Annotated in this window: 23 protein-coding genes and 1 pseudogene; 13 read left to right on the top strand and 11 right to left on the bottom strand. The window is 43.2% G+C overall.

Annotated features, from left to right (window positions below):
• Positions 1-64: 64 nt before the first annotated feature.
• A pseudogene (locus LC605_RS04420) lies at positions 65-475 on the bottom strand (DUF3038 domain-containing protein); the annotation flags it as partial.
• Between the two features lie 591 nt (positions 476-1,066).
• Here LC605_RS04420 and LC605_RS04415 point away from each other — a divergent pair.
• From LC605_RS04415 to LC605_RS04385, 7 genes are all read left to right on the top strand, one after another.
• A complete protein-coding gene (locus LC605_RS04415; RefSeq protein ID WP_229546353.1) occupies positions 1,067-1,585 on the top strand; it encodes an adenine phosphoribosyltransferase in 519 nt (172 codons plus the stop codon).
• A gap of 94 nt (positions 1,586-1,679) precedes the next feature.
• A complete protein-coding gene (locus LC605_RS04410) occupies positions 1,680-2,726 on the top strand; it encodes an ABC transporter permease (RefSeq protein WP_229546362.1) in 1,047 nt (348 codons plus the stop codon).
• Positions 2,727-2,833: 107 nt separating this feature from the next.
• Positions 2,834-3,115, top strand: coding sequence for a hypothetical protein (locus tag LC605_RS04405; RefSeq protein WP_229546361.1), 282 nt, complete (start codon positions 2,834-2,836; stop codon positions 3,113-3,115).
• Positions 3,116-3,191: 76 nt separating this feature from the next.
• Complete coding sequence (hisG, locus tag LC605_RS04400; protein ID WP_229546352.1) at positions 3,192-3,836, top strand: ATP phosphoribosyltransferase; 645 nt, start codon at positions 3,192-3,194, stop codon at positions 3,834-3,836.
• A gap of 301 nt (positions 3,837-4,137) precedes the next feature.
• On the top strand, positions 4,138-5,592 hold the full coding sequence (locus tag LC605_RS04395; RefSeq protein WP_229546351.1) for a cell wall metabolism sensor histidine kinase WalK: 1,455 nt from the start codon (positions 4,138-4,140) through the stop codon (positions 5,590-5,592).
• Between the two features lie 206 nt (positions 5,593-5,798).
• Complete coding sequence (locus tag LC605_RS04390; RefSeq protein ID WP_229546360.1) at positions 5,799-6,287, top strand: DUF2267 domain-containing protein; 489 nt, start codon at positions 5,799-5,801, stop codon at positions 6,285-6,287.
• Between the two features lie 486 nt (positions 6,288-6,773).
• Positions 6,774-7,385, top strand: a complete 612-nt coding sequence (locus tag LC605_RS04385; protein WP_229546350.1) for a hypothetical protein — start codon at positions 6,774-6,776, stop codon at positions 7,383-7,385.
• Between the two features lie 204 nt (positions 7,386-7,589).
• On the opposite strand, the gene LC605_RS04380 is transcribed toward LC605_RS04385, so the two are convergent.
• A complete protein-coding gene (locus tag LC605_RS04380) occupies positions 7,590-8,717 on the bottom strand; it encodes a tetratricopeptide repeat protein (RefSeq protein WP_229546349.1) in 1,128 nt (375 codons plus the stop codon).
• A 98-nt stretch (positions 8,718-8,815) separates the two neighbouring features.
• The gene (locus LC605_RS04375; RefSeq protein ID WP_229546348.1) at positions 8,816-9,445 is read right to left on the bottom strand and encodes an RNA polymerase sigma factor; all 630 of its coding nucleotides are present in this window, start codon (positions 9,443-9,445) and stop codon (positions 8,816-8,818) included.
• 196 nt (positions 9,446-9,641) lie between these two features.
• On the opposite strand from LC605_RS04375, the gene LC605_RS04370 reads away from it, so the two are divergent.
• The 4 genes from LC605_RS04370 (at position 9,642) to rppA (ending at position 12,810) form a co-directional block, all read left to right on the top strand.
• Positions 9,642-10,238 carry a glyoxalase-like domain protein gene (locus LC605_RS04370; RefSeq protein WP_229546347.1) on the top strand — a complete coding sequence of 199 codons (597 nt, stop codon included), beginning with the start codon at positions 9,642-9,644 and terminating at the stop codon, positions 10,236-10,238.
• 418 nt (positions 10,239-10,656) lie between these two features.
• Positions 10,657-11,121: a DUF29 domain-containing protein gene (locus tag LC605_RS04365; RefSeq protein WP_229546359.1), complete on the top strand. Its 465-nt coding sequence runs from the start codon at positions 10,657-10,659 to the stop codon at positions 11,119-11,121.
• 163 nt (positions 11,122-11,284) lie between these two features.
• The gene (locus LC605_RS04360; RefSeq protein WP_229546346.1) at positions 11,285-11,851 is read left to right on the top strand and encodes a Uma2 family endonuclease; all 567 of its coding nucleotides are present in this window, start codon (positions 11,285-11,287) and stop codon (positions 11,849-11,851) included.
• 266 nt (positions 11,852-12,117) lie between these two features.
• Positions 12,118-12,810, top strand: a complete 693-nt coding sequence (gene rppA, locus LC605_RS04355) for a two-component system response regulator RppA (RefSeq protein WP_229546345.1) — start codon at positions 12,118-12,120, stop codon at positions 12,808-12,810.
• Positions 12,811-13,318: 508 nt separating this feature from the next.
• On the opposite strand, the gene LC605_RS04350 is transcribed toward rppA, so the two are convergent.
• Entirely contained in the window at positions 13,319-14,311 is a 993-nt protein-coding gene (locus LC605_RS04350) for a 1-acyl-sn-glycerol-3-phosphate acyltransferase (protein WP_229546344.1), read from the bottom strand.
• 287 nt (positions 14,312-14,598) lie between these two features.
• On the opposite strand from LC605_RS04350, the gene LC605_RS04345 reads away from it, so the two are divergent.
• Together LC605_RS04345 and LC605_RS04340 are read left to right on the top strand one after the other, a co-directional pair.
• Positions 14,599-14,754, top strand: coding sequence for a hypothetical protein (locus tag LC605_RS04345; protein WP_229546343.1), 156 nt, complete (start codon positions 14,599-14,601; stop codon positions 14,752-14,754).
• A gap of 4 nt (positions 14,755-14,758) precedes the next feature.
• Positions 14,759-18,865, top strand: a complete 4,107-nt coding sequence (locus LC605_RS04340) for a PAS domain S-box protein (RefSeq protein WP_229546342.1) — start codon at positions 14,759-14,761, stop codon at positions 18,863-18,865.
• A 623-nt stretch (positions 18,866-19,488) separates the two neighbouring features.
• Here the strand turns inward: LC605_RS04340 and LC605_RS04335 are convergent.
• The 7 genes from LC605_RS04335 to LC605_RS04305 all read right to left on the bottom strand — a co-directional run bounded on the left by LC605_RS04335 (position 19,489) and on the right by LC605_RS04305 (position 26,909).
• On the bottom strand, positions 19,489-19,773 hold the full coding sequence (locus tag LC605_RS04335; RefSeq protein ID WP_229546341.1) for a hypothetical protein: 285 nt from the start codon (positions 19,771-19,773) through the stop codon (positions 19,489-19,491).
• 84 nt (positions 19,774-19,857) lie between these two features.
• Complete coding sequence (locus LC605_RS04330; protein WP_229546340.1) at positions 19,858-21,090, bottom strand: aspartate aminotransferase; 1,233 nt, start codon at positions 21,088-21,090, stop codon at positions 19,858-19,860.
• Positions 21,087-22,322, bottom strand: a complete 1,236-nt coding sequence (locus LC605_RS04325) for an iron-containing alcohol dehydrogenase family protein (protein WP_229546339.1) — start codon at positions 22,320-22,322, stop codon at positions 21,087-21,089. The genes LC605_RS04330 and LC605_RS04325 overlap by 4 nt, the downstream gene beginning before the upstream one ends.
• A 676-nt stretch (positions 22,323-22,998) precedes the next feature.
• The gene (locus LC605_RS04320; RefSeq protein WP_229546338.1) at positions 22,999-23,520 is read right to left on the bottom strand and encodes a Ycf51 family protein; all 522 of its coding nucleotides are present in this window, start codon (positions 23,518-23,520) and stop codon (positions 22,999-23,001) included.
• A gap of 410 nt (positions 23,521-23,930) precedes the next feature.
• Positions 23,931-24,449 (bottom strand): hypothetical protein, encoded by a 519-nt coding sequence (locus LC605_RS04315; RefSeq protein ID WP_229546337.1) that lies wholly within the window; start codon positions 24,447-24,449, stop codon positions 23,931-23,933.
• A gap of 298 nt (positions 24,450-24,747) precedes the next feature.
• Positions 24,748-26,085: an O-antigen ligase gene (locus LC605_RS04310; protein WP_229546336.1), complete on the bottom strand. Its 1,338-nt coding sequence runs from the start codon at positions 26,083-26,085 to the stop codon at positions 24,748-24,750.
• Positions 26,067-26,909 carry a hypothetical protein gene (locus LC605_RS04305; RefSeq protein ID WP_229546335.1) on the bottom strand — a complete coding sequence of 281 codons (843 nt, stop codon included), beginning with the start codon at positions 26,907-26,909 and terminating at the stop codon, positions 26,067-26,069. The genes LC605_RS04310 and LC605_RS04305 overlap by 19 nt, the downstream gene beginning before the upstream one ends.
• Positions 26,910-26,998 lie beyond the last annotated feature (89 nt).

Below are 26,998 nucleotides of genomic sequence, written 5' to 3'. Positions count from 1 at the left end.
TAGAGCGGTTTAGAGCGCATTTTAACTGTTCTCATCCACCAGCTACTAATGATATGTCAACAAATGGAATCTGTTTTTCTTCCATTTGTTGACATATCATTAGTAGCTGGTGGATGAGAACAGTTAAACGCCGCGCTATGTGGCAAGCTATGACCACCAAAGCTTTTGCTTCCATAATCGTTAAGGGACGGCGCATATGCGCTCTTCGTAGCGGGTTAGAGCTACGCATTCGCCATAAATTCACCCTGTCTTTAACAATTCCTTTGAGATCCAACTCTTGAGCAAAAGCCAGGATTGCTTCTGAACCACCGAGTTCTAAAGCTTCAATTGCCAATAAAATCAGGTCAATTTGCAACCGCGTCCTTCGAGGACAGGTTTTGGAAGCGATCGCCGGATCTGGTAAAGTGTCCAGAACCATCGGCAGTGACTCTTGGGTTGAACTGTTGAACGGCGTTAAACTTGCTGAGACATTCATTCTATAAATACCTTATGCGGTTCCAACAGATTAGGTAAAACAAATTTAAGATCGGTAGCCAAGACTTGAACACTAGACTTGTGGCAGTAGTATGACTACCTGATATATACATTAGTTAACTCTTTCTAAGTAGAGCGGCGTAAATAATTAAAGGTTTGTAGTGAACGCGAGTGCGTCTCGTAGAGAGGACTTTAGTCCTCATTTGAGGGCTGAAGCCCTCACTACAAACTAATATCAAGATTTTTTACATTACTTAACCTAGTTTGATTTATTCTCACCGACTTACTTACTCAAAGTTTTCCCTATATTGAAATCAAAGTTTTAAAACATAAGTTAATTCACCTCATTTATGAGCGCAACACCTTTTCTAGCTTGATTTAGATTCTAATTATCGTCAATCAAGGGCGGAGCTTCAGCCTCGACCCCTAGCGTATGACATTATAGTGTACGATTTTTCAGGTATCTGAAATTAGACATTGGGCATTGGGCATTGGTTATTAATTCATCTCCCCCACTCCCAATTCCCAATTCCTCATTCATCATTCCCCACAGACGCGATGAATCGCGTCTCTACTCCCTACTAACCACTTTATGGATTTGAAGTCTCTGGTTCGTGACATTCCAGATTTCCCTAAACCCGGAATTTTATTTCGGGATATTACTACGTTGCTGCGCGATCCAGAGGGACTGCGCTACACTATTGACTTTTTAACACAAAAATGCGATGAAACTGGCATAAGGGCCGATTATGTCATTGGTATGGAGTCGAGGGGATTCATTTTTGGTTCACCTCTAGCTTATAAATTAGGAGCTGGTTTTATTCCCGTCCGCAAAAAAGGTAAGTTACCAGCAGCCGTTCACTCCATTGAATATGAACTAGAGTATGGTACAGACTGCCTAGAAGTGCATCAAGACGCTTTACACCCAGGTAGCCGAGTTTTGATTGTAGACGATTTGATTGCCACCGGTGGAACTGCGAGTGCGACAGCAAAATTGGTGCAGAAGATTGGCTGCGAACTTGTAGGGTTTGGGTTTATTATCGAGCTACGGGATTTACAAGGACGTAAATATCTGCCAGACGTGCCGATAATCTCTGTAATTGAATACTAGTTATTTGTCATTGGTCATTAGTCATTGGTCATTAACAAAGGACAAGTGACAAATAACAAAGGACAAATGACAAATGACAAAGGATAAAAGACAAATGACATCTACGAGAATTTCCTTGGAGACAGGTCGGAATTGGCTAATAAGGCTAGTCACGAGCGAAACTTTTGTTTATGTGGTAAAGCGGCTATTGCAGGCACTGCTGACTTTGCTATTGGCAGCAGCGTTGTCGTTTTTCATTATTCAACTCGCTCCTGGGGATTATGTAGATACGCTGCGGCAAAATCCGAAGATATCTCCAGAAACAATTCAGGAAACCACGCGAAGGTTTGGTCTGGATAAGTCTTGGCCAGAGCAATTTTGGCTGTGGCTATGGCGGATCTTGACAAAAGGGGATTTTGGCACGAGTTTTATTTATCAACGTTCCGTATCCTCGCTGTTGTGGGAACGGGTGCCAGCGACTTTACTATTAGCGATCGCATCTTTAATTATCACATGGGCGATCGCCATCCCTCTAGGGATCTTTGCTGCTGTTAAACAAAATAAGCCAGCAGATCGGATTTTACAGGTAATTAGTTATGCTGGACAAGGCTTTCCCAGTTTCATCACTGCCTTAGCCTTACTGGTTTTTGCCCAAATGACCTCGCCGCTATTCCCAGTAGGTAGTATGACTAGTATCAATCACTCAGAACTATCGTGGTTTGGCAGAATCTTAGATATCGGCTGGCACATGATATTACCCACCATCGCCCTCTCAATTACTAGTTTTGCTGGTTTACAACGCATCACTCGCGGCGAATTATTGGATGTGCTGCGTCAAGATTACATCCAAACAGCTCGTGCTAAAGGTCTACCAGAAAACCGCGTCATCTACGTTCATGCACTCCGCAATGCGATAAATCCCTTAATTACCTTATTGGGTTTTGAATTAGCTGGTTTATTAAGTGGTGCTTTCATCGCCGAATTTTTCTTCAACTGGCCCGGTTTAGGGAGGTTGACTCTACAGGCTTTACAAGCTCAAGATTTATATTTATTAATGGCAAGCTTGGTAATGGGCGCAGTATTACTGATCGTGGGCAATTTAATCGCCGACTTAATGCTCAAATCCGCCGATCCACGCATTCGCTTAGAAAATTTGAATTAGTCATTGGTCATTGGTCATTGGTCATTGGTCATTTGTCATTGGTCATTTGTCATTGGTCATTTGTCATTTGTCATTGGTTTAACTTTAACTCTCCCATCTTCATCTCCATGCTGTCCGAAGTATATTACTTGGTGCGCTCAAAAACTGACGGTAATTATCTGGTAGCTCGTCCTGACGCTGAAACATCAGGTTATTTGTTACTGTTTCAGGAAAACTTTGATGCCCTTAGCTATCTCAACACCCATGCGGCAGAAGTAGCAAATCGCTTTGCTGTCGAATCTATTGCGCGTACACAGCTGGGAAACTTGCTCAAACGTTGGGGTTTTAGCGGTGTGGGTATTGTAACTGACCCATTGCTACCCAAAGTTGAGTTTTTACAGCATAGTTAAGCTGTGCCAAGATATGGATTCACCTTGTTCAGCTTCCTGAAAAATTTTATCCAGATTCGTAGGAACAATAAAAAGAATGTTGACTGTTGCATTGCCAAAAGGCGAACTACTTAAAAATAGCATTCGCCTGCTACAAGCTGCGGGATTAGACTTTAGTGCTTTTTTAGATTCAGGAACTCGCCAACTTCAAATTCCTGACCCTAGCAGACAAGCGAAAGGTTTGCTAGTGCGGGCGCAAGATGTGCCCGTTTATGTAGAATATGGTCAGGCACAACTGGGTATTGTTGGTTACGATGTGCTGCGAGAGAAACAGCCACAAGTTGCCCACTTAGTGGATTTGCAGTTTGGGCATTGTCGGATGTCGGTGGCAGTAAAAGCATCCAGTTCTTACCGATCGCCTTTAGATTTACCAACGCATGGTAGAGTTGCTTCCAAATATGTGAATTGCGCTCGTGAATATTTCCACAGCCTGGACTTACCAGTGGAAATAGTACCATTATATGGTTCAGTGGAACTAGGGCCAATTACTGGAATGTCAGAAGCGATCGTTGATTTAGTTTCCACAGGGCGGACTTTGCACGAAAATGGTTTGATTGAAATTGCCACTCTGTATAAAAGCACAGCGCGGTTGATTGCCCATCCTCTGAGTTACCGCCTAAATACAGGTAATCTAAATGATGTAATTGGCAGCCTGCGGGAAGCCGTTTTACTAGAGGTTTAATACCACAACTTGTAATTCCTAATGACGCTACGGACAGTTGCTAAGTGCAGAATCCGAACAAATTCCTAGGGAATCCTCCTCCAAAAACTCTGCGTACCTCTGCGCTTTCCTCAGCGTCCCTCTGCGTTTAAATCTCCAAAAATTAAATATAAGCACGAATATTTATAAGTAAATCCGCAAGAATAAACCAAGCTATATTACTAAATGTAAACATACCTTAAACCCTTATAAATGACGAAGGACAAATGACAAATGACAGCCTTAGCCAGTTAGTTTTATTTGCGTCGTTTTACTCACAACTATGTTTCAGGCTACTCGCCGCCGTCTAGCAATTTGGTACACAGCCGTGACTGCCGTATTACTACTACTATTTGCTAGTGGTGTTTATTTATATGTTCGTACTACACTAATTGAGCGGATTGATGATACCCTTAGTCATGTAGTAGAAATAGTCGAGCGTTGCGTCACAAACAGCCGTTGTGCATCTACGCTCATATTTGAGCCAATTAATGCTGATGCAGATCAATTTCGCATTAATTTAGAAGCCAGTTTTCGTAACAATACTGACACCGTAGAAGATGACCACATCGACCTAGAATGGTTTAGTCCCACTGGCGAATTACTTTGGTCAACGCTATCCGAACCCCTAAATATTCCCCTTCATGCCAACCGCACTGGTGAAACTGTGCGCGTAGTCAGGAAAGAGAAAGAAAATTCCCAATTCCCCACTCCTGACCCCCCACTCTTATTACGACAAATCACACAACGGGTCGAAGTCGGACGGCAGGTATTAGGATATTTGCGTGTTAGTCATCCCTGGTTTGAAGTCACTAAACCCAGTCGCCAATTAATTGTTGATTTGGCGCTAGGTATTGGGTTAATGGTGCTTTCCGTGGGTGCAAGTGGCTGGTTTCTTTCGGGTAAAGCGATGGAACCTGTAGGCGAGTCTTACCAACGCCTCAAACAATTTACTGCTGATGCTTCCCACGAACTTAGAAGTCCCATTACTTTGATTCAAACCAATGTGCAAGTTGCCCTTGCTGACTTAGATTTAGCAGAGGTAGAAACTACTACCTCTTTGCAGTATCGGCAACACTTAAAGATGGTGGAACGCTTAACACAGCGTTTAGGTAAGTTAGTCAATGACTTACTGTTCTTAGCACGACAGGATAGTGGTATTAGCAAAGGTACTTTTTCACTTTGTCCTCTCGACGCTTTACTGATGGAGGTGGTTGAAGAACAACAATTGTTAGTCCCTAAAAAAGAAATCGCTCTTTCTCTAGACTTAGTTGATCCTCCTGCATCGGAAACTAGCCCCAAATTACTGGAAAATTGGTTTACTCTTGTGGGCAATTGGGATCAACTGGTGCGGCTGTTTACAAATTTAATTGCTAACGCCTTGCATTACACTCCAGCCGGTGGACGGGTGAAAGTGGAATTGGTGCGGATAGAGGGAATAAATCGCGTTTCTGGACTACGTTACACCAGTGGCCAGTTGCAAGTTAAAGTGAGTGACACCGGAGTGGGAATTCCAGCCGAAGCACTACCACGCTTGTTTGACCGCTTTTATCGGGTAGATCCGGCACGTACTCATAGGGCTGGGAATACAGCTACAGCCAGCGCTACTGGTTCCGGATTAGGATTAGCGATCGCTCAAGCTATTGTCGAACATCATCAGGGTCATATTCAAGTCGAAAGTACCCAAGGCATTGGCACCACATTTACTGTCACTTTACCAGTAACTCTTGAGTCTTAATTTGGCAAGAAATATTTGTTTCCTGTGATAGATGTAGAAAAGTCAATAAATTTACTACTTTATATAACAACAGTTGCAATATTTAGCCATTTATTGAATTCCTACAGTTCGATATTTCTACTCTTCCTTCTTTGCTTGAGTAGTTATACATACTGCTATTTTATTTTGGCAAAAATGCATCTATGAATAATATTTTGGAGGGTTCAATGCCAACTTCTTCCAGTGAAATAAAAGAAAGAGATATACCATTTTTAGAAAAAGTCAAAGCTGAAAGTGGTTTGCCAGATATTTACGATGCTAGGGACATCACCGAAGTAGTATTCCGGGTGATGCGCGACCTAATGACTACAGAAGCTGCTGACCGGGTTGAGGAGGAGCTGCAAAAACCAGCAGAAATAACCGATGATAAATCGTTGCAAATGGATATTGCAGACCTGTGGCACGATACAAATCCAATTGTCGGATTTTTAAGTCGGGTGCGTCCACCTTGGCAAGGCCCTGGGATCTTTAAAATTAACAGCGATCGCTTTTTATTTCGGGTGGCAAATGAAGGTGGAATGCCACCAAATGTAGAACGCGAACAGGTAGTTAAGGCGGTGTTTTCTGCTACTAAAGACGAATTATCACCAGAACGAATTCAGGAAATTGCTAGCTGGCTACCTGATAAAGTTCGCCAGCTTTGGGAAGAAGCTTAAGGTAATAGACCTAACCCCCTAACCCCCTTCCCGAAAAGCGGAGAGGGGAAAATCTAGTTCCCTCCCCGATTTCGGGGAGGGTTAGGGTGGGGTTCTTTATTATGCAGCTTCATATTAAATTGGTATCACGCTTGTCGAGAACCGCTATCAAGTAAGATTTATCTTACTGTCACAGTATTTGAGTCAGTTTTAACTGACTTGTGCTATTAGCCAGAGAATTAATTCTCTGGCGGGAAATGGGGTAGGTGCAAGATATCAGATAACCAACTTTTTTTGGCTAAGAGGGTATTTATTACTAATGATTTAGCTTGTTCAGCCTTATGAATGAAATAGTTATGTCTAATTTTAGATTATTTTCTACTCTCTGGCTAGATACAAAAAACAGAGTAGATAATTAAAAATAGATGTAGAAATCACAGATAAACCTAATTAAATTTGCTGTTTAAAAAAATACAAAACAATTTGATGTTTTCCCAGGAGTAAATAATGAATATGAAATCTCAAAAGTTTCGCAAGTCTGCTGAGTTATTTGGCGCTATTTTTGGGGGATTACTGATTAGTCTGCCAGCAATTCCTCAAGCAGTAGCACAAGAATCTACTCCCAAGGTTAACCCAAGTCCCAGCATTTTTAGCGAAGCACCCTATAACCGCTCCCAGGCTCCCGTAGCACCACAACCAGGTGCTAGACCACCACGCCCAGTTCCTGGTGATCAAACTCAACAGCCCTCACCAAGAGGGGTTTCCAGTGACCAACCACCACTGCTACAACCACAGCAAACCCCCAGTGCTATGATCTCACCGACCAATGGTATTGTTAATATCAAGTTGGTGAATGAGACTGCGGCGAATGTAACTTTCCAAGTGATTGGCGATACGGCACCGCGATCGCTACAAGGTAAGTCAGATGTAACACTGCAAGGTCTAAGGGCGCCGGTAACGGTGACATTCCAACGAGAAGATGGCGGACAGCTGATAGTCACTCCACAAGCTTCTTCAGAGTCAGGAAGTTTAAAAGTTACATTTAACGAAGCCACCGATGCAGCGCAGGGTAAAAGTGCTATGAGAATTGAACAAAACGGTTCAGTGTTCTTGAATTAACGAGTAATATTCAAAGCTTCTCTCCCAAAAGGAGAGAGGTGAAAGTGCAATACAATAGACATAGGAGTGAAAAAGAATGTAGAGAGACGTAGCAGTGCTACGTCTCTACAAGGGTTCTGGGTAACGCATATTTAATTTCACCAGATGTCTAATTCAGTTAAGCATTTCTTTGTTCGCTATAATTACCCGGACATGATCTAAATTTTACTTTTGCTGAAGCATTTTAGTTAGCTGATCGAGCAATTGCAATTCTTGCTTGCTATCTTGCAATGTCCGCGCCAGTATAATTGCCCTTTCGTAAAAATTGCGGGCAGTTAGGTAATTACCTTTTTGCTTATATACCTGAGCGTAAGATTCAAAAGATTTTAATTCTTCTCGCAAATTTTGCAATTCTTTAGCGAGTTTTAAACGTTGCTCTAGTAAGTCAAAGGCCCGTTCGTAGCGTCCTACAGCACTGTGAGCTTTAACTAAACCGTCAATTGCCCGTAATTCATTAAAGCGATCGCGGTTAATTTTAGCTATGCGCATTGCTGCCCCGTAAGTGCCAATAGTATCCTGATAATTTCCAGATGCTAGATAGGCATCACCTAAATTATTCAAAGTGTTTGCTTCACCGATGGCATCGCCAGTCTGACGACGGAAAGTTAAAGCATTTTCATAGAGTTTAATCGCCTTGTTATAATCTCCCAACCTGGCAGTTACCAAACCCAAATTACTTAAAGATAGCCCTTCTCCTTCGATGTTTTTGACGCCGTGAGCAATTGCGAGTGCATCTTCAACAGTTTTACCAGCAGCAGCAGATTCGCCTTGTTGCAGTAGAAATGTACCGATATTATTCAGCACAAAAATCTCAGCTTGGAAGTCTTTAGTATCGCGAGCGATCGCTAATCCTCGTCTGAAAGCATCTTCTGCCTCTTTTGAACTACCTAGCTGCACATAAGCCTTAGCAAGCAAATTATAAGTTAGACCCTGCGCTTTCAAGTCGCCAATTGAATGATATAGTTCTAGTGCCCGCAAGCAAGATGCAATTGTTTTGTCGGCATATCCTGAAGTGTATTGTTGTTCACCGATACGCAACAAACTATCTGCTTCATCTCTTGATTCTCGCCCAACTGAACTATTTATTGGGCGGTGGAGTTGTTGCGTAATATCAACCGCACCCGCCGCTATCGGACTCAGCCAAAAAGTGAAGAGTAAAAAGCTGTGCAAAAGTACCTGGGGACGAAAAATCCCACGCCAGTCGCTACAACTCTCTTGACCAGAGCAACCCACTCGCTGATCTACACAAATTAAGCCTATCTTTTGCCTGGGAAATACAAGCCGTTGTTTCATAAAAATTACCCGGAAAGTTGCGGGTTTAAGTAGAAGGTCTAAGAATAAGTTTTAATTTTTAAATTATAAGACAAACAATATACGCGTTTGTACGTAAGTCATGGTTGAGCAAAATCTTCCCCAAAGTAAATGGTGCAGATATCTGTGGGTAATTTGTCCTCTAACATACGATAGCCTTCCTGGAGGAAATTGGCTACAGCACTTGGAGTGATCGCTTCTCCTTCGGCTTGCAGATAGGCAGCGATTCTAGTTTCACTCCAGTGGAAAGTTTGAGCCATTAAGACGATTAATCGCAAAACTGGTGGTAGTTGGTCTAACGCCTGTTCTACATAACACCAGAGTGGCGGTGAAGTTGCTTGAAGAGAATAATGAATTGCTTCTGTGGGTGGTAGCTTAATCTCATTAATACAAAAAGCTGTCATATTAATTAACCAATTTTGCATGGTTAAAGCTGACTCACCTGATTCAGAGTCAGTTAAATTTAGTCCACCGAGTTCATAGTAGATATGCCGCCAGGTGAGGGCAAACAGATAATCTGCCTGCACAGGCGATCGCGCCGAATGCCGAATTAAGGTATACACTATAGGGCTGTAGCGGCAAAAAATCACCGTAAAGTACTTTCCGGCATCTGGATGGCGCTGAAACAGAGTCAGTAATTCATGGTCACTGTGATGGAACAGCGACTTCACCAGGGGGTGATTAGCTTCGGGAAAATGAGGAATTTGCACAAGCCTTTCGATTGATAGTTGTTAAAATAGTTTTGGGAATTGCACTCCCCTAGTTAATCGCATAATATCTTGGTGTTGCCCAGTTTGTAGGACAGACTCAGACTAGTTGAGTATTGATAAACTAGAAACAAGGACTTAATTTTAGTCTTAATCGACAATCATAAAATCAACTCCCTTATAGAATCCTTATTTGTTCATGGTTATAGCAGTTAGTGTGATATCGTTCCTGCTCAGTCCCCTTACCTTAGGCTCCTTTCTGCCTTCCCTGCCCTTAGATAGCCTGCTCTCCACCCAAGGCATTATGGTGATGCTCTTGGCAGCTTACGCTGGTGCTATGTGGATGTTTCTCACCAGTGCCCCAAAAGTACACACTGTCATGGTGTCAGATTTGGAGATTGCCCGACAGTTGTATGAAGGGCTGCTAGATTTGCCAGCAGCTGAGGTGCCATTGCACTACTACTACAATTACGAACAAACTATAGGCGCAACTGGCATTGATCCGTTATATATGTCTACTGGGCCGAGCCTGTCTAGTAAAATGATGAATAATGCCAGCGATGGGCTGTGGTATCAATTGAAGAAAAACACCCAGCTACACATCATTACTGGCGCGAGTTTGGGTAGCAAAAATCAGCAACGCCACGTTTGTTTTGACCACGACTGTCTGGAAATGATTTTAATGCGAGTCGAAACGCGCGGTTTAAAATTCAAGATTCGCAACCAAAAGCCCCTGAATTTTTTGGTTAAGGACTATGAAGGGCGGGTTATTGAGGTGGCTGAGGTAGCGAATTAGTAGTTAGTTATTAGATTATTTTAGGTTGGATGGTGCGTAGCTTGCCGCCATAGGCATCGCACCATCCAATATTTTTCCCGTATACTCTCACTCTATGAGTACTGAAAACCAAAATTTTAAAACCGCTCCTTTGGGGCATCTTCCTTTTAACGGATGGCAAATTAAAGGGGTTATAGGTCAATACGGTTCACAAAAGGGCTGAAACTCTTTTTTTTTACGAACCACAGAGGCGCAGAGAACACAGAGAGAAGGAGAAGGAGGAAATGCTTAACCCAAGTGTATTGGGTTATAGGTGATCAGTTTGATGCTTTTATGCTAAAGCTAGCGCAGTGCAAAGTATAGAGTGCGTAAAACGTTACCTGACAGATGTAGAAGAATAAAATGGTCACTGAGCCTTTCGATTATGACCGTTGAAAAGATGTACACATCTCACTTGTATGAAACAGATTTCTATGCTTGGACGCAAGAACAGGTTAGCTTGCTCAAAACTCAAGAGTGGGAACAATTAGATACGGTTAACCTGATTGAAGAAATTGAAACTTTGGGCAGAAGAGAACGGCAAGAATTGAGAAATCGGCTGGGAGTCTTGTTAGGACACCTACTGAAATGGCAATTTCAACCAGAAAAACGTAGCAATAGCTGGTTGGGTACAATTCGAGAGCAACGTATTCAAATTAAGCTGCTTATGCAAGATAGCCCTAGTTTGAAACCCTATCTTGATGAAGTTTTCTTCAGTGTTTATGAACTAGGTTTGGCTTTAGCGATTCGAGGAACTCAGTTGGGTGAGCAGGTTTTTCCAGAAATCTGCCCATACACTTTAGACCAAACTCTGAATCCTAAATTCTTACCAAATTCTAATCAGGTTTATGAGCAAGGCGAGTAATTACCCCAATACTATCATTTTCTCACCGTAAACCGTGGCAAATAAAAGCAGCCCAGTAACGAGGAAGACAGTTTGAGCTGCCTCATAGTCACAAACAAAAAACGCTATAATGTCCCATTTACACTCAGGCTAAAATAGGTAAATCCCCTAACAAAGATGGTTTATGAACCAGCCGATATCTGAGAGAGTGCGCTGGACTACCGCCGACTTAGAGTTGTTTCCAGATAACGGGAATCGCTATGAAATTATCGACGGAGAATTGTTTGTGACTAGGGCGCCTCACTGGAATCATCAAAAAACTTGTGTCAGAATTAGCACTTCCTTGGATATTTGGTCACAGACTACCGGTTTGGGAGAAGTTGTGACTGCTCCAGGAATAATTTTTGGGGACAATGATAATGTAATTCCCGATGTTGTCTGGGCTAGCAATGAGAGATTACCCCTACTTTTAGATGAGGCGGGGCATTTAACTGGTGCGCCAGAACTGGTAGTAGAAGTACTATCTGCTGGGAGTGAAAATGAAAAGCGGGATAGAGAACTAAAACTTAAGCTTTACTCAGCAAGAGGTGTCAGAGAATATTGGATTGTGGATTGGTGCAAGCAACAGGTGGAAGTATATCGACGCGAACAAGCGAGTTTAAAGTTAGTTGCTACGTTGTTCAATGGTGATGAATTGAATTCACCGATATTGCCTGATTTTACTTGTGCGATCGCGCTTTTGTTTACTTAAAAATTAGTCTATGTAGCATCATTTTGGAGCCGTGTCTGGTGGAAGTCACACGCACGGATTTGAAGACCAGCGAGTTTGGTGAGGAACTCGCTGAGTTTACTAATTAGGACTTACGCAATAACTCTCTGAAACTCTTATTCCTTTGTGTCCAACTCTTACGAGACGCACTCGCGTTTGCGTCCTTCTCCCAGGGGCAGACGCACTCGCGTTTGCGGTTCGTTTTTTCATTATTTTGCGTAAGTCCTGATAATGTCAAAATAAGCAGTATGAGAATTTTATTAGTTGATGATGAAGTTGAACTAACTCAACCCTTGAGTCACTTATTAACTCGTGAAGGTTACACTGTGGATGCCGCTTACGATGGGACAAGTGGCAGCGAACACGCACAAGGAGGTAGTTATGATTTACTAATTTTAGATTGGATGCTGCCAGGAAAAACGGGGTTAGAGATTTGTCAGCAATTGCGACGCCAAGGTAAAACCACTCCCGTTCTGTTTCTCACAGCGAAAGATACTCTCGATGACCGGGTACAAGGTTTAGATGCTGGTGCTGATGACTATTTAGTTAAGCCTTTTGAACTGCGGGAGTTGCTAGCAAGAGTCCGTGCTTTGTTGCGTCGTTCTGGTTCCCAAACCTATGAAACCACCACCGGACGCTTGACTGTCGCTGATTTAGAACTCGATTGTGAAAATCAAGTAGCCTATCGCCAAGGACGGATAATTGAGCTTTCGCAAAAAGAAAGCCAGTTGTTGCAATATTTTATGGAACACACGGGACAACTGCTGACTCATGGCCAAATTATGCAAACTTTATGGCAAGAGGAAGAACAACCTAGTAGTAATGTGATAGCCGCATTAATCCGCTTGCTACGCCGTAAGATTGAGGTGGGTAAAGAAACTACGCTGATTCATACAGTTTACGGTAAAGGCTATCGTTTCGGTGCTTCCTCAATGGAGTGACACCAGACCGCTAATTCTAGCCCCAATTACACAAATTTGTTTGATTTCCATATTCTTTTTTAATTAAGGCTAAAACTCTGAGTAAAAGTCAGTTTTTTTAACGAACCGCAAACGCGAGTGCGTCTCCCCTTCTCCCAAAGGGAGAGGCTAGCGCCAAGGGAGAAGGGCGGCAAGGACGCAAAGAGAAGAAAGAAATGCTTAACTGAACTGTATTGTTTTTAATAGGACTTACGCAAGTGTCACAAAAAATAAAAGCTTTTAGTTTGTAGTCAGGGCTGAAGCCCTGATTTTGAGGACTAAAGTCCTCACTACAAACTCCAAATAATATGCCGGTTGCGTAAGTCCTGCATAGGTATTATCGGTCTTTCTGTGCCTCTGTTAATTAGCGATCGCCTGAAAATTTCCTTGTTTTCCCTGAATGCACTTCTTAGCAACCTTGTCAATGCGTAAGTCCTAAAACAGACAAACTGTAGTCAAGACAACAGCTTTATTTTGATTTCAGCTAATATTAAGATGTACCTAAAAATTGATTAATTTTAAATTGCAGTTTTTCTCGTAATTGTTGGGCCTGTTGATAGACTATTGCACGCCCTTTGTTTGAGTGGTTGTCTAATTCTGCTGATTCTAAAGGGCCAATAAAGTAACGCAGACGAGTTCTCATTGCCCAAATTCCCATTGAGGGAAACAGCAGCAAGACAAACATTAAAGGTGAGAAAGGCAAAAATGGTAATTTGACTAGTCGTTGTAATTTCGTGAAATTAACAGCCCAAGGATGTAGAAATTCACTACCGACACACATCACTGGGAGAATGGGAATATGATAACGATCGCTAAACTGAATAAAGCTGACATCAAATTTTTCTAGTTGATAGCGTCTTCTCCAACCTTTCAGAGGGCCGCGGATACCTTCAGGTGCATATAAGAGAATTTTAGCTTGTGCGATCGCTGCCTCAAAATTATCTAATTCTGCTCGCACACCACCTAAAACCTGCGACCATTTAGGTGGTAGCCACCAAATCACCCAAGGATGCTCAAATAATACTGGATTTGCTACGGGTTGTACCACCCATCCTCTGGTTTCACTTAATAAATAACCCAAAGTCAAAAAGTCCCAAGGAAAACACATCCCTGCGTGATTCATTGCCACAATCAATGGCCCTGTTGGCGGCAAGTTTTCGATTTGTTGCAATTCTCCCTGAAAATAGTGTTTAACGATGGGGCCGAGAACTTCTGAGCGAAAAGCTTGTTGATATTTGGGATCAAATTCACCAACTTCTTTTCGAGGTGAGCGAAAACCTAAACGCAACCACCGACTCAGCATCGCCAAGTAAAATCCGCCAGGAATTAAAAATAATCCATATTCTAGCCAATTCCAACCATCTGGATCGGTGTGATAGTGCTGCCAATGACGGTTGAATAATATTAGCCAGCCTGGAGGATACCAAAGACAAAACCAATCAAACCAGCTAAATAGATAGCCTTTACCGGGTGTATTTTCCAATTCCTAGCCTTTGAAGGGCAGAACGTTTTGGGTCGGGGTCTAAATCCCCGGACGCTCACTACGAGACGCTCTGCGCGTTCGCAGACTCGCTTTCCGCGTCGCTAACACAAAACAAAATTTACGAATTACGTAAGCGTTGCGGTAGCAAGTCATCTCCCAAGGGGAGACGCCAAAGGCGAACGAGCGTCATTGCGAATTATTTTAACGCACCACCCATAAATCATCGGCGGTGGAAGACTAATAACTGATATTGGTGTTAGACCAAAAGATAAAATTGATAATAACTGATGACTATTAAAATTCTTCCTCAAGCTGGAGACAAATGGCGAGACACCTGTCTTAGTCTTCAGCTAGTTGAAGAAATGTTACAGGACATGGGCGAATCAGGCAAAAGACTACTAAACGAGTATCTTCCAAAAGCAAAGCAACGGGAGGACTCTTAAAATAATGGTGAAAGTACCCGAAAAAATTTTAATGATGCGTTCTCGGTTAATAGCTTATGGTGTGATGATTCTGGCAGTGATAACGGCGCTGCTGTTGACACAATTGTTGCTGCCAGTCTTTGATCGGAGCGTATTTACATTATTTTATGCTGCTGTGGCAGTCAGCGCCTGGTATGGCGGCATGGGACTTGGAGTGCTAGCGATCGCCTTATCTGTGACAAGTGCGCTATATTTTTTGATCGAGCCAGTCTACTCGTTCGATTTCCTCAGCCTGAACGTCTGGGTACGATTAACCACGTTTTCCCTAGTATCTTTCTTAATTACTGCCCTTTCCTCAGAGTTGCAAACTGCTAGACGCAAGGCAGAGACAAGCCTAAAATTGTGGCAAAATAGCGAAATGCGGTTTAGCCGATTGGTAGAATCCAATATTATTGGGGTGATCGTAACTGATATAAATAGCGGCTCAATCATCGAAGCCAATGATGCTTTTCTGAAAATGGTCGGCTATGAGCGAGAAGATTTGTCTGCTAACCAAATGAAGTGGCGCGAGATTACGCCACCTGAGTATCTTTTTTTGAGTGAGCGTTCCGTGGAAGAACTCAAAACCACCGGAGTATGTAAACCTTTTGAAAAAGAATACATTCGTAAAGATGGCGATCGCATTTCCGTTCTCCTTGGTTCTGTTGTCTTAGGAGAAACTCCAGAAACGGTCATTGGCTTTGTGATTGATTTGAACCAACGCAAACAAGCAGAAGCGGCATTACAGCAAGCCAATGAGCGGGTAACACGGACTCTAGAAAACATGAGTGATGCATTTGTTACTCTAGACGGGGACTGGCGAATCATCTACCAAAATGCCGAAGCGGAGCGAATTAACGGCAAACCTCGAACAGAGGTTATCGGTAAGTCGCACTGGGAGGAATGGCCTCTATCGTTAGGTACGAATGTAGAGCGACATTACCGATGGGCGATGGCAGAACAAATTCCTGTCCACTTTGAGCATCACTATTACTTACCCCCCAAGTATGATCTGTGGCTGGAGATTCACGCCTACCCTTGTGAAGATGGTCTTGATATTTTCTACCGTGATATTACCAATCGCAAGCAAGTAGAACAGACTTTACGGGAAAAGGAGGAGCGACTAAGATTAGCTAACGAGCGGTTTGAGTTAGCAGCCTCGGCGGTTAACTGTCTCATCTATGAATGGAACATAGAACAGGATCGCGTTGAAAGAACCGAGGGGTTAACCCGAATTTTGGGCTATTCCCTCGATATTGCCCAACCAACTGGCAGTTGGTGGCGTGAACTTGTTCATCCAGAGGATTTGCAACGTGTAGAAGAGGAGGCAGCAGTTGCTTTGGTCAATGGCGATCGCTATGCTGCCGAGTATCGCATTCGCAACCAGGATCATCAGTACGTCTACGTGCTGGATCAGGGGATAGTAGTAGAGCGGGATACTGATGGAAAACCGATACGCGTAGTTGGCAGCACTACAGATATCAGCAAACGCAAGCAGGCAGAGGAGGCAGCTCAAGCAAGTGAGGGGCGGCTCAGGAGTTTTGTCAAAGCCAATGTAGTTGGCATTCTCTTTGGTGATGTGGATGGTAGCATCTCTGAAGCCAATGATGAGTTCTTGCGAATTGTCGGCTACACCCAGGAGGATATCCAAGCAGGTAGATTAAGATGGGCTGATATCACGCCCCATGAGTACCAATATTTAGATGAACTGGCTATTGCCGAGGCCACAGCCAAGGGAACCTGTACTCCCTATGAAAAGGAATGTATTCGCAAGGATGGTTCCATTGTCCCGGTTGTAGTTGGCTACTCCCTTTTAGGACAATCTCGGCAGAAATCAGTCGCATTCATTCTCGATATTAGCGATCTCAAACAAGCTAAAAAAGCCCTGAGTCAGAGTCAAGAGCAATTTCAAGCTTTTATGAACAATATTCCCGCCGCAGCATGGATTACCAATGCAGACGGGCGTGTACTTTATCTCAGTCCAACTTATCTGAACACATTCGATTTAGCAACAAATAAGGCGATTAATAAAAACATTTTTGACTTATACCCAGCCCAAATCGCTCAACCTTTCCTCGATAACATTAGAATGGTTGCCCAGAGGAATCAAGTTGTTGAAAGCATTGAGTCTGCCTCACGCACAGATGGCACATTGGGAGAGTTTTTGGTCTATAAGTTTCCCATTGCAGATGTGTCTGGGCAATGTTTGGTAGGAGGGGTTGCAATTGATATCACCGAACGCGAACGCGCCCTTCGGGAACGCCAGCTTGCTGAACAAGCTTTGCAAGAGCGCAGTGAAAGACTGAAACTGCTCTCTGAAACAACCAGTGATTTGCTTTCAACCGAGCGCCCCTTGGATCTGATGAAGAGCTTGTTTAGCAAACTCTCGGCGCAGATGGATTTGCACTTTTACTTCCACTATCTAATCGAGACACACGAAAATAAGCAGAAACTTCGGTTAGTAGGTTGGAACGGCATTACTGATGAAATATTTCAAACAATTGAATATCTGGAATTTAATCAAGGGATGTGCGGACTAGTGGCGCAAGAACGCCGTCAACTCGTCGTCAACAATGTGCCCGACTCTAAGGATCCAAATGCTTACATCCTCCATGCTTTGGGAATCACAGCCTATGCAGGTCAACCATTAATTGCTCAGGGAAAGCTGCTTGGTGTCCTCTCCTTTGCCAGTCGCACCCGTACCCACTTCACTTCTGGGGAAATTGCTCTATTACAAGCAACTTCCGATCAGGTGGCGGTTGCTTTGGAACGCACCCAGTTGATGACTTCGTTACAGCAGCAAAAAGAGCAATTAGTTCAAGCTAACCGGGTCAAAGATGAATTTTTGGCAGTTCTTTCCCACGAACTTCGCACACCGCTAAACCCCATTTTGGGATGGTCAAAGTTACTGCAAACTAAAAAGTATGATCAAGCAACCACCGCTCGCGCTCTCGAAACCATTGAGCGCAATGCCAAACTTCAAACCCAACTCATTGAAGATTTGCTGGATGTCTCTCGCATTTTGCAAGGTAAACTCAGCCTGAATATTGCTCCTGTGAATCTGACAACTGCGATCGCCGCAGCAATAGAAACTGTACGTCTAGCTGCTGAAGCCAAATCGATCAATTTGCGATTTACGATTTTAGACTTTCCTGCGGAACGCTACGCGAACGCTCAGTCGAAGGATATTGGATTAGAAGATTCTCACAGAAATTCAGAATCGATCGATTTTAACAAGCAAGCTGACAATTTCAAATCCCAAATTCAAGTTGCGCACCAAAGCTGCGACTCCAAATTTTTAGTAACCGGTGATTCCGGTCGCTTGCAGCAAGTTATTTGGAATTTACTTTCAAATGCTATTAAGTTTACACCCGAAGGTGGACAGGTAGAAATCAGCTTACAGTCAGTTGGTTCTCAGGCTCAACTTCGAGTCCGTGATACAGGCAAGGGAATTAGTCCTGACTTTTTACCATTCGTCTTTGACTACTTTCGACAAGCTGATGGCGCAACTACCAGAAAATTTGGGGGACTGGGCTTAGGATTAGCGATTGTTCGTCATATTGTCGAGCTACATGGTGGCACAGTTAAGGCAGAAAGTTTGGGTGAAGAACAGGGAGCAACTTTTACAGTCATGCTACCGATAATCAAGATTCATCCAGATAGCCACCAGACTCATAGACCACCTGATGATTTACCCAATCTAAGTGGGGTAAAAATTCTGCTTGTGGATGATGAGCGTGATACGAGAGAGTTGATTGCCTTCATTTTAGAGCAGTCTGGCGCTGAAGTAATGCAGACAGCATCGGCTCTGGAAGCACTACAAGTTATGCCTCAGTTCCAGCCAAATCTGCTGTTAAGCGACATTGGAATGCCGGAAGTAGACGGCTATATGCTGATGCGTCAAATTAGAGCCATGCTACCAGAACTTGGAGGGCAAATTCCAGCGATCGCTCTTACCGCTTATGCTGGTGAGGTTGATTACCAACAGGCAATAGCCGCCGGATTTGGGCAGCATATCACCAAACCTGTGGAACCAGCTAAATTAGTTCGAGCGATCGCAAACCTAATTTATAGTCGTAGCAACCTGCCTTAGTACAGCTAACCCTCAAGTTCGTAGCGAATCGATTCAAAAAAACTTTGCGCTCCTCTGCGCTTACCTCTGCGCCCCTACCCTGCGGGAAGGCGAGGCGCCTATGCGTTTAAACTTAAACCCTCAATTCGTCACGAATTTACGAAACTGTGTACTTAGCTCGACTTTATCCAAAATTAAGAACTTGGCTCTCTTGATATGACCAAAGCCTAGCTTTTTGGCAAAAACTTTTTCCATGTCACTGATTATCGGTGAAATCGAAAAAGTAGAACTACCGTAGCACAGAGGTTTCAGCGTCAAGTTGAGCGTTGGCAAAAAATGGATAAAGTCGAGCTTAGAGGTTGTTTGAAAAGTGATTAGCTGTGATTTTAGGCACTTATTGATCCCCCCAACCGCCCTTAAAAAGGGGGGCAAAACCTTTCAAAGTCCCCCAATTTACCGGGGGATTTAGGGGGATCTAGAAAGTTTTGCTACCAAGAAGAGGACTTTTCAAACATCCTCTAACAAACTGATGGAGCAAACACCTAAACCATAAGGCTTTTCCCTATTTATTGCTTCACGGTGGGGAGGAGTCAACTTTGAATCATTGTGATTCCACCAAACCCAGATATGAGTATCAAGAATGATCACAAATCGTTCACTTCAAAATTCTGATTCATTTCCCAATCATCAGCAGAAATAACGGGTTCATTTGGATCTGCCAAATAAGCGTAGGGTTGCATTTTTCCAAGAGGATTAATGGAAAATTTGCCTTGCTTCTCAGAAGAATAGCTAATTTGCCCAAATTTTTCTTGAATACTTTCCCTCAAAAGAGAAGAAGCGAGTTCTTCAACAGAGATTTCTTTTAAAGCAGCAGCTTTAATTAGAGATTCTTGAGTTTCTTGACTGATGTAAATATTAGTACCAATCATTTTTAACTCTATCTACTTTTTTACATGATATCAAACATCATCAGCAATAATTTTGTCATTTAATGTTGGGTTTCCTTCCTGTGATCAACTAACGAGATCGGCGATCGCTTCGGAAGTAGAGGCTACAGCTTCAGGTTGATAGCGGATACCTGCTTGCTTGAAGCGATGTAAGGCTTCACCCAAGCGATCGCAATCGGCAATCAAACTGATTCTTACATAACCCTCACCTGCAACCCCAAAGGCATTACCTGGAGTAACCACAACGCCTGTTTGCTGCAACACGTTCAGGGCAAAATCTGTGGAACCAACGCCAACGGGACACTTCACCCAAAGATACATTGTCGCCTTGGTTTTGGGGATATCCCAACCCAACTCTCCTAACCCGTTAATCAGGAAATCGCGGCGGGTACGGTAGCGTTGCTGTACCTCGTGCAAATACACATCTGGCAGTTGTAAAGCTGTTTCGGCTGCTGTTTGTAATGCGGCAAAAATGCCGTAATCCAAGTTAGTTTTCAGCGTCCGCAAACCTTGAATTATATGGCGATTACCCACCACAAACCCAACGCGCCAACCAGCCATATTGTACGTTTTAGATAAGGTGTGAAATTCCACACCAATATCTTTCGCACCAGGAATTTCTAATAAGCTAGTGGGTTGATAACCATCAAAAGCTAACTCGGCATAACACAAATCATGCACTAGCAAAATTTCATATTTGCGGGCGAAGGCGACGATTTCTTCAAAGAATTCGCGGGGTGCGGTGGCAGCAGTGGGATTGCTGGGATAGTTAAAATAGAGAATTTTAGCTTGTTTTGCAACCTCGTCAGGAATGGCAGCTAAATCGATTAACCAGTCATTTTCTGGTTTGAGAATCAAGCTGTGGATTTTCCCACCAGCGATCGCCGGGCCGCGAAAATGGGCGGGATAAGCTGGGGAAGGAACCAGAACTAAATCGCCTGGGTTAACGTAGGCGATCGCTAAATGGGTTAATCCTTCTTTAGAACCCAACAGGGGTAAAGCTTCGCTATCAGGATCGAGAACTACACCGTAACGGCGATGATACCAGTTGGCGATCGCCCGCCGGAAACTAGCAGTCCCCTCAAAGGGAGGATAACCGTGATTGGCAGGATCTTTCAAGGCTGCGATCGCTGCTTCTACAACTGGTGCTGGCGTTGCACCATCGGGGTTTCCCATACCCAAATCAATTAAATCTAACCCTTGTTCCCGTGCTTTAGCTTTCAGTTCATCTAAACGGGCAAATACATAAGGTGGTAGTTTTTGTATACGTTCTGCTGGGACAATCCAATTTAAACTCATAAAACCTCGTCACTTATTCCCTTGGGCGAAACTCGATTCGTAAGGCTGCGCCGTGGGGAGGTTCCCGACCTTGAGGCGACTGCCGTAGTATCTCTACTATCTATGGGTGCAGTGGTGGAAACCATTGCCGCCATCAACTGTTCTGGCGCGACTTGAAACGGTAGTCGATGGATGTCAGAATTAGGAACTAGAGCAATTTCAGTGGCTGTTTGCAACTCGCCTAATGTGATGTTGCCCAATCCTAAATCACTCAATTTTTGGGGTAATCCAATTTCTGCGTAGAACTTTAACAACTGTTGTCGTGCCGATGCTGCTAGTTGATTACCTTGTAGCATTTCTTCTAAACGCAGTTGCACCAAAATCCCAAAAGCAACCTTTTCGCCATGAATACTACCATGTCCGGAAATATGAGTTAAACCATTATGCACGGCATGGGCTGCAACTGTGCGACACTGCGCCCCTCCAAGTCCCCCAACTACCCCAGCTAGTAACACAGTGGCGTCTACAACTTCGCGCCAAACCTCACTACCTGGTTCTTTCAGGGCGGCAACTGACTTTTGCAAGAGGATATCTCGCAAAACTCGCGCTTGTTGCACCGCAGCAATAGTTAAAGTATCTTGCAAATGCCCACTGCTAACGGAGGCTTCATACCACTTAGCGATCGCATCACCAATTCCAGCTACTAAAGTACGTTGTGGTGCGGTTTTAATCAAGTCATAATCGAGTATCAGTAAATCGGGACAACGAGACAGCCCCACGTCGTAGAGAAACGCCCCATCTTCCGAATAAACATTGGACAACGCACTCCAAGCTGCGCAGGTAGCTGCTGAACTAGGAATTGTCACCACTGGCAACTGTAACTGCTGCGCGAGTAATTTGGCTGTATCTAAGGCTTTGCCGCCACCAACACCGATAATTACATCAGCTTTATGTTCTTTTGCCGTTTTCTGTAAAGATTTCAGGCTACCTTCACAGCAATCTGCACCATAGGAAGCTTGGGCAGTGTGTAACTGTTGTGTTTCTAAAACTGGTTGCAAATTTTTTCGGCTGATGGCGAGAGTCGCTTCACCTGCCACAATTAAAGGACGACTTCCCAAACAGGCAATCTCGGCGGCGGCGGCTTGCAACACCCCAGAACCACGAATTACTTTTGCTGGGGCAACTGTGAGCGTAAATAATAAATTAGGGGTTTGAGTAGACAAAGAAGGTTGAGTAGAAAATTTATTGGACATATAATCTAGTTTGCCAAAACCTTGATATTTCTTAATCAAATAGACTGGTGACGAGGCATACTTGTTGCCAAGCTGTTTTCAGAATGGCTCCAACCTTACATCCGGCTCATTTAGATTTGAGCCAAGCAATGAACTAGACAAAGCCTGTTGCCGACTTATTGAGTAGTTTTACGACTTTGCTTGAATCTATAATGCCCATCAGCCTGAAATTCCGAACTATCAAAGTTTTGAATAACCGTATAATTAACTAACATTACCATTATCAGATTCTCAATCAAAGCAATAGAGAATTGATAATGTGTTAAATGGTGGTAGGTAGTTTACGCAATCCCTAGCTATACATAGATATGTCGTGGTATGAAAACATATGCCCCTACAACTGATTTATTCGCTGCAAAGACTTATGAAAACGTCAATAGCGGTAATTAGGACAACTGTCAGTACCAATTACCAGCAGACTGATTAGCTTTTTCCCACACTAAAACCACTAAAGTGTGAATATCTTAATCTAAAAATAACCATTATTGTATCAGTAAATACAAAATAATTTTTGTCATCCTGATAACAGGTAAATTATTTTGTCTTCTGAGATGAGGCATTGGGATTAGGGGAGAGGCATCCGTGAGAGGTTATGGAGAATATGTACCCTGTAACCTGTACCCTTCTCCCCTGCTTCTTAAGCGGTGGGTTTTGGCAATTGGGCGAAATTGTCTGTGTAAATTTTGACTGTGATTGGGGAATTTTGATGAGAAATGAGCGATCGCTTGACCTCACCCAAGTAAATTGGTACAGAAATCCCTGATTCCCGGTGGATAATGGTACGGGCGCGAACTGTTAACTTATCGTCTTCCCGTGTACCTGAACGACCATAAGAAAATAGATTACTAGCTGCTTGACGTAAAGTTGCTTCTAATTGTGTGGGTGTAATTTGGGGTGATGTGGTGATAACCGCTTGTGTTGAGCCATTGTCATAAACTAGAGTGTACTTGGCTGCTCCTGGAATCACAGTCCGACTCAAGGGGACTATTGAGAGTGCAAATAAACCACCCGTCAGCACCAGCATAAAGCCAGTCGTACCCACCAGCCGAAAGCGGATGCCCCATTTGAGAATAAAAGCCAAAAATGTTAAGGCAGCAAATACCAAGGTGGCTATACCTGACCATTGGGTGTACTGAAGAAAGTTAGCTGTTGTGAGCATAAGGTTGGTTAGTGAGGCGTCTTTTTTTCGTTACCGACACACCCATTTTACCGAGAGCTTACACCATAAGGGTTATCCTAGTCTTGAATGCTAAGTAGGTTGGCGCAATTAAAGTTAACGTGAGTTCGACAAGTCTTGTTTGACCTCTCCCCCAGCCCCTCTCCGACGCACAGAGGGGAGTAAAAAGCTTAATTTTTCGTTACTCCTCCCTTTCCGTTTCCCAGAGGGAGGTTGGGAGGGAGAGGTTCATCGAACTCACGTTTATTTACGTTTCGCAACATACTTGACTTTTTTCGCACCAACGTACTTAATTAAAGATTTTCTCTTAGTCCACGGAGGTGGACAACGCTAGTGTAGTAGCGAATTCTATTCGCCCAATACTTTTCAAACATCCTCTTATACCAATTTTTTCAAAACACTATTGGCTCACCAGAGGCGATATGGGAATTTTTAGATGTCTGCAACTTAGCTTGAACACTATCAATAATTGCTAGCCAATCAGCATCTTTGTTCCATTCAGAGCGAATCCGGGTTTTAGTCGCCGCGTCGTAGAGGTGACAAAAAACCACATTTTCTTTTCCAGAAATTGCAGCGATAATCAGAGGCTTGGAAAAATCCTGCACTAATGATACAGCTAAAAGGAAGGTTTTAGCAAAGTTAGTTTCTATCCCAGTCCTCACAACATAAATTTCATCTGCTCTCACAACTATGTGTAACTTAACGTTGTCCTTTCCCTTAAATTCCGTCGTTTTTAATTTCAGTTCAGATATATACCCAGTTAGCCCTGTTTTATGGACAGGAATAGTTTGATCATTATTGATATCGTAGTTATACCAGAGGTAGGATTCCCCGTTTAATTCTCCGTTTTTCACATGCAAGTAAATAGGTTCTGGCGGGTTACAAAGACCTAGTTGAATTTCAGTACTCATGTTTTATGCTCCTTTATAAAAGATCAAATTTTTTAAATATTCTGTCTAATTCAAGATTTTCAAAATTGTGCTGAACCGAAGAAAAATAATAAATATACAAAAGGGCATCTACAAGAGATGCCCGTTATGCAGGAAAACCCTCAAGGGTTGTCCCTACACCTTCCCAACAATCAGCAATAGGAACTAGTTAAATATTAGTTCCTATATGCAGTAATGTTATTAACTCGATCCCATCACGGTCATCAGTGTATAAACTGAAAAAAATAGCGAGTCACCTTCAAAGGGCTAGAGACTGTTTTTAATTTTGATGAAATGCAAGTCTGTCTTGTTGATTACAACGATGTACTACTCCACAAATGGCAGCCAAAATTAACCATGAAAGCGTATTCAAACGAAAATCGAAGAGGGTTACATCTACTGTATTCAATAGAAACCAGCCAACAAAGGCCAGAAGATAACTAAAAAATATCAATCTGTCTTCTGTATTTATTAGATATTTAGACTTTCGTAGTAATTGGACACCTGTAATCAAAATCCAGGCGAGTAAGGCACAAAATAAAAACGTACTGGGAAAACCAGTTTCAGCAGATAACATCAAAAACAAGTTATGAGGATGACCCAAGGGAATCTGCATCTGGGCTTTGTAGAGTCCACTAAAACTGCGTAACCCCCAGCCAGTCCAAGGATGTTCCTGAGCTAAAGACCAGGCAAATTCCCACTGAGTTTTTCGCATTAAAGCGACTGGTCTATCTGGATACATATCGTCATTTAACCTTGCCCAAAAGAATGGAGGAACTACCTGGCGAAAAAATTGAGCGATTGGCGAGGGAGCAAAAGCTGCCAAAAGCACACTAGAAACCATTGCAGCGACAGCGCCCACAAGAATGCGCCAACCTTGGTAGAGTGCATAAGCTAAACAGGCAAAAATGGCGATCGCCCATCCATTGCGTGAGTTGGTAAAAATCAAGGCAATGAAATTGGTGATCACCGTCACGGTTAGGAACAGGAGGGGGAGATGGGAGGGAAATGACTGTTTACCCTTGACCCTTAGTTGCTGATAGTTTTCTAGCCACAACCCTAGACCAAGGATGAAAATTATTGCTAGATAAGCTGCGAAGGTGTTAGCGTGCAAGAAGATCGAAGCGATGCGACCTGGGGGATTTCCTCCTGGTGCGATCGTCCAATTCAAGACAATCCACAAAATTTCTAATTTTAAACTCCAGCCGAAAAATAACTGTCCTAAGCCGATAATTACCACTGGTATGGAACCGATCACCAAAATCCAAGCCATTTGCCGCAATTGGGCAAATGTTTGAATCAGAGCGCTATGAGCAGCGAAAAGCAAAAAGAATGGTAATAAATTAAATAAGCCGAGGAAAGCTGCTGTCTTGTCTTGGGCAAACCCAGCACTTATGAACAGCAACACACTCAAAAAAGCAAATCCCCAGTTGAGGGGGCGGCGATTAATTTTGCGAGATTGTTTGAGCCAAGTGATCAATGAGACAAAACCTATAGTCACCGCCCCCAATAAAGGACTCAATGGGAAGATTAACAGTGCCCATAGAGAGTAGTTCCAAGAAGATTGCCAACGACACTGGAAATAGTCAAAAATCTTATTCAAGCTGGCTCCCAACACTCCTCACGGGTGAGGCGAATTTGCGCTAATGTGAAAATAGTAGGGATAATCCGACCATAGTTAGTGGCGATCGCTCTCCAGCCTAAATCCGCAAAAAACCAAGTCCACATGATCGGCCCAATCACGGCAAACATCGTTCGGGCTGCCCCATAACGAGCTGCACTCACAGTCATACCCCGTCGAGCCATTTGTATAGCTACATAGCTGGGAAATTGGGTTGCAGCTGCTTCTGAGCCTGTAATTACCGCTTGTTTAGCTACTTCATAGGTAGCAAAGTGGATTGCAAATTGACGGGCAATTTGCTTAAGTACAAATGGCTGGAGCATAGAAGTAACAGCGATCGCACTACCGCCTTTGAAAAGTAACCCCAAGGGGTCACGTTGCAATAAAAGTGGTAGAGGTTCTTTTAGTTCTGATTTGACAAGCTGACGCTGCACCTGTATTGTCAATTTTTGCTTTTCCTGTTCAGGCAATTTTTTCCACACCTGTCCTAGCAGATGCAAAAATACTTCTGCTTCTAAATCAATGGTTGCCAGCCGATTAGAATAAGGAATTTTTAGGTACTTACATACGTGAACTAACGCTTCTCGGTAAGTTACCTGGCCTGTACGTCCCCGTAATACTGTCATTCCGTCTGCCGCCAAAAAGCGAAAGCGACCCTCTAGTGCATCTAGCCAAGCTTTGCGGTCTTGGCTTTGTACTTCGATGGGTTCGGGTGTGTGTACATAGTCTAGGGGATTGAACTTACGACTAAATAGAATTGCCGTTAAATCTTGCAATTCTTCTTCGGTCGCTAACTCTAGCGCCGCCCTCATTTCATCCAATTTCCCTTCCTCCCTTCCATGCAGCTTTGTGTATCTTATTCTACTATTAGCTTTCAGCCATCATTAGTAGTAATTTTGCCCTTTGATAA

Origin of the sequence: Nostoc sp. CHAB 5836 (assembly GCF_020829445.1) — a bacterium.
Lineage (GTDB): Bacteria > Cyanobacteriota > Cyanobacteriia > Cyanobacteriales > Nostocaceae > Nostoc.
Note: the sequence above shows the minus strand (reverse complement) of the source record. Positions and strands in the feature narration are given on the sequence as shown.

Coding starts and splice junctions, on each gene's coding strand:
- LC605_RS04415 (WP_229546353.1), top strand. CDS start 1,067: ATGGATTTGAAGTCTCTGGTTCGTGACATTCCAGATTTCCCTAAACCC.
- LC605_RS04410 (WP_229546362.1), top strand. CDS start 1,680: ATGACATCTACGAGAATTTCCTTGGAGACAGGTCGGAATTGGCTAATA.
- LC605_RS04405 (WP_229546361.1), top strand. CDS start 2,834: ATGCTGTCCGAAGTATATTACTTGGTGCGCTCAAAAACTGACGGTAAT.
- hisG (WP_229546352.1), top strand. CDS start 3,192: ATGTTGACTGTTGCATTGCCAAAAGGCGAACTACTTAAAAATAGCATT.
- LC605_RS04395 (WP_229546351.1), top strand. CDS start 4,138: ATGTTTCAGGCTACTCGCCGCCGTCTAGCAATTTGGTACACAGCCGTG.
- LC605_RS04390 (WP_229546360.1), top strand. CDS start 5,799: ATGCCAACTTCTTCCAGTGAAATAAAAGAAAGAGATATACCATTTTTA.
- LC605_RS04385 (WP_229546350.1), top strand. CDS start 6,774: ATGAATATGAAATCTCAAAAGTTTCGCAAGTCTGCTGAGTTATTTGGC.
- LC605_RS04380 (WP_229546349.1), bottom strand. CDS start 8,717: ATGAAACAACGGCTTGTATTTCCCAGGCAAAAGATAGGCTTAATTTGT.
- LC605_RS04370 (WP_229546347.1), top strand. CDS start 9,642: ATGGTTATAGCAGTTAGTGTGATATCGTTCCTGCTCAGTCCCCTTACC.
- LC605_RS04365 (WP_229546359.1), top strand. CDS start 10,657: ATGTACACATCTCACTTGTATGAAACAGATTTCTATGCTTGGACGCAA.
- LC605_RS04360 (WP_229546346.1), top strand. CDS start 11,285: ATGAACCAGCCGATATCTGAGAGAGTGCGCTGGACTACCGCCGACTTA.
- rppA (WP_229546345.1), top strand. CDS start 12,118: ATGAGAATTTTATTAGTTGATGATGAAGTTGAACTAACTCAACCCTTG.
- LC605_RS04345 (WP_229546343.1), top strand. CDS start 14,599: ATGACTATTAAAATTCTTCCTCAAGCTGGAGACAAATGGCGAGACACC.
- LC605_RS04340 (WP_229546342.1), top strand. CDS start 14,759: ATGGTGAAAGTACCCGAAAAAATTTTAATGATGCGTTCTCGGTTAATA.
- LC605_RS04335 (WP_229546341.1), bottom strand. CDS start 19,773: ATGATTGGTACTAATATTTACATCAGTCAAGAAACTCAAGAATCTCTA.
- LC605_RS04330 (WP_229546340.1), bottom strand. CDS start 21,090: ATGAGTTTAAATTGGATTGTCCCAGCAGAACGTATACAAAAACTACCA.
- LC605_RS04325 (WP_229546339.1), bottom strand. CDS start 22,322: ATGTCCAATAAATTTTCTACTCAACCTTCTTTGTCTACTCAAACCCCT.
- LC605_RS04320 (WP_229546338.1), bottom strand. CDS start 23,520: ATGCTCACAACAGCTAACTTTCTTCAGTACACCCAATGGTCAGGTATA.
- LC605_RS04315 (WP_229546337.1), bottom strand. CDS start 24,449: ATGAGTACTGAAATTCAACTAGGTCTTTGTAACCCGCCAGAACCTATT.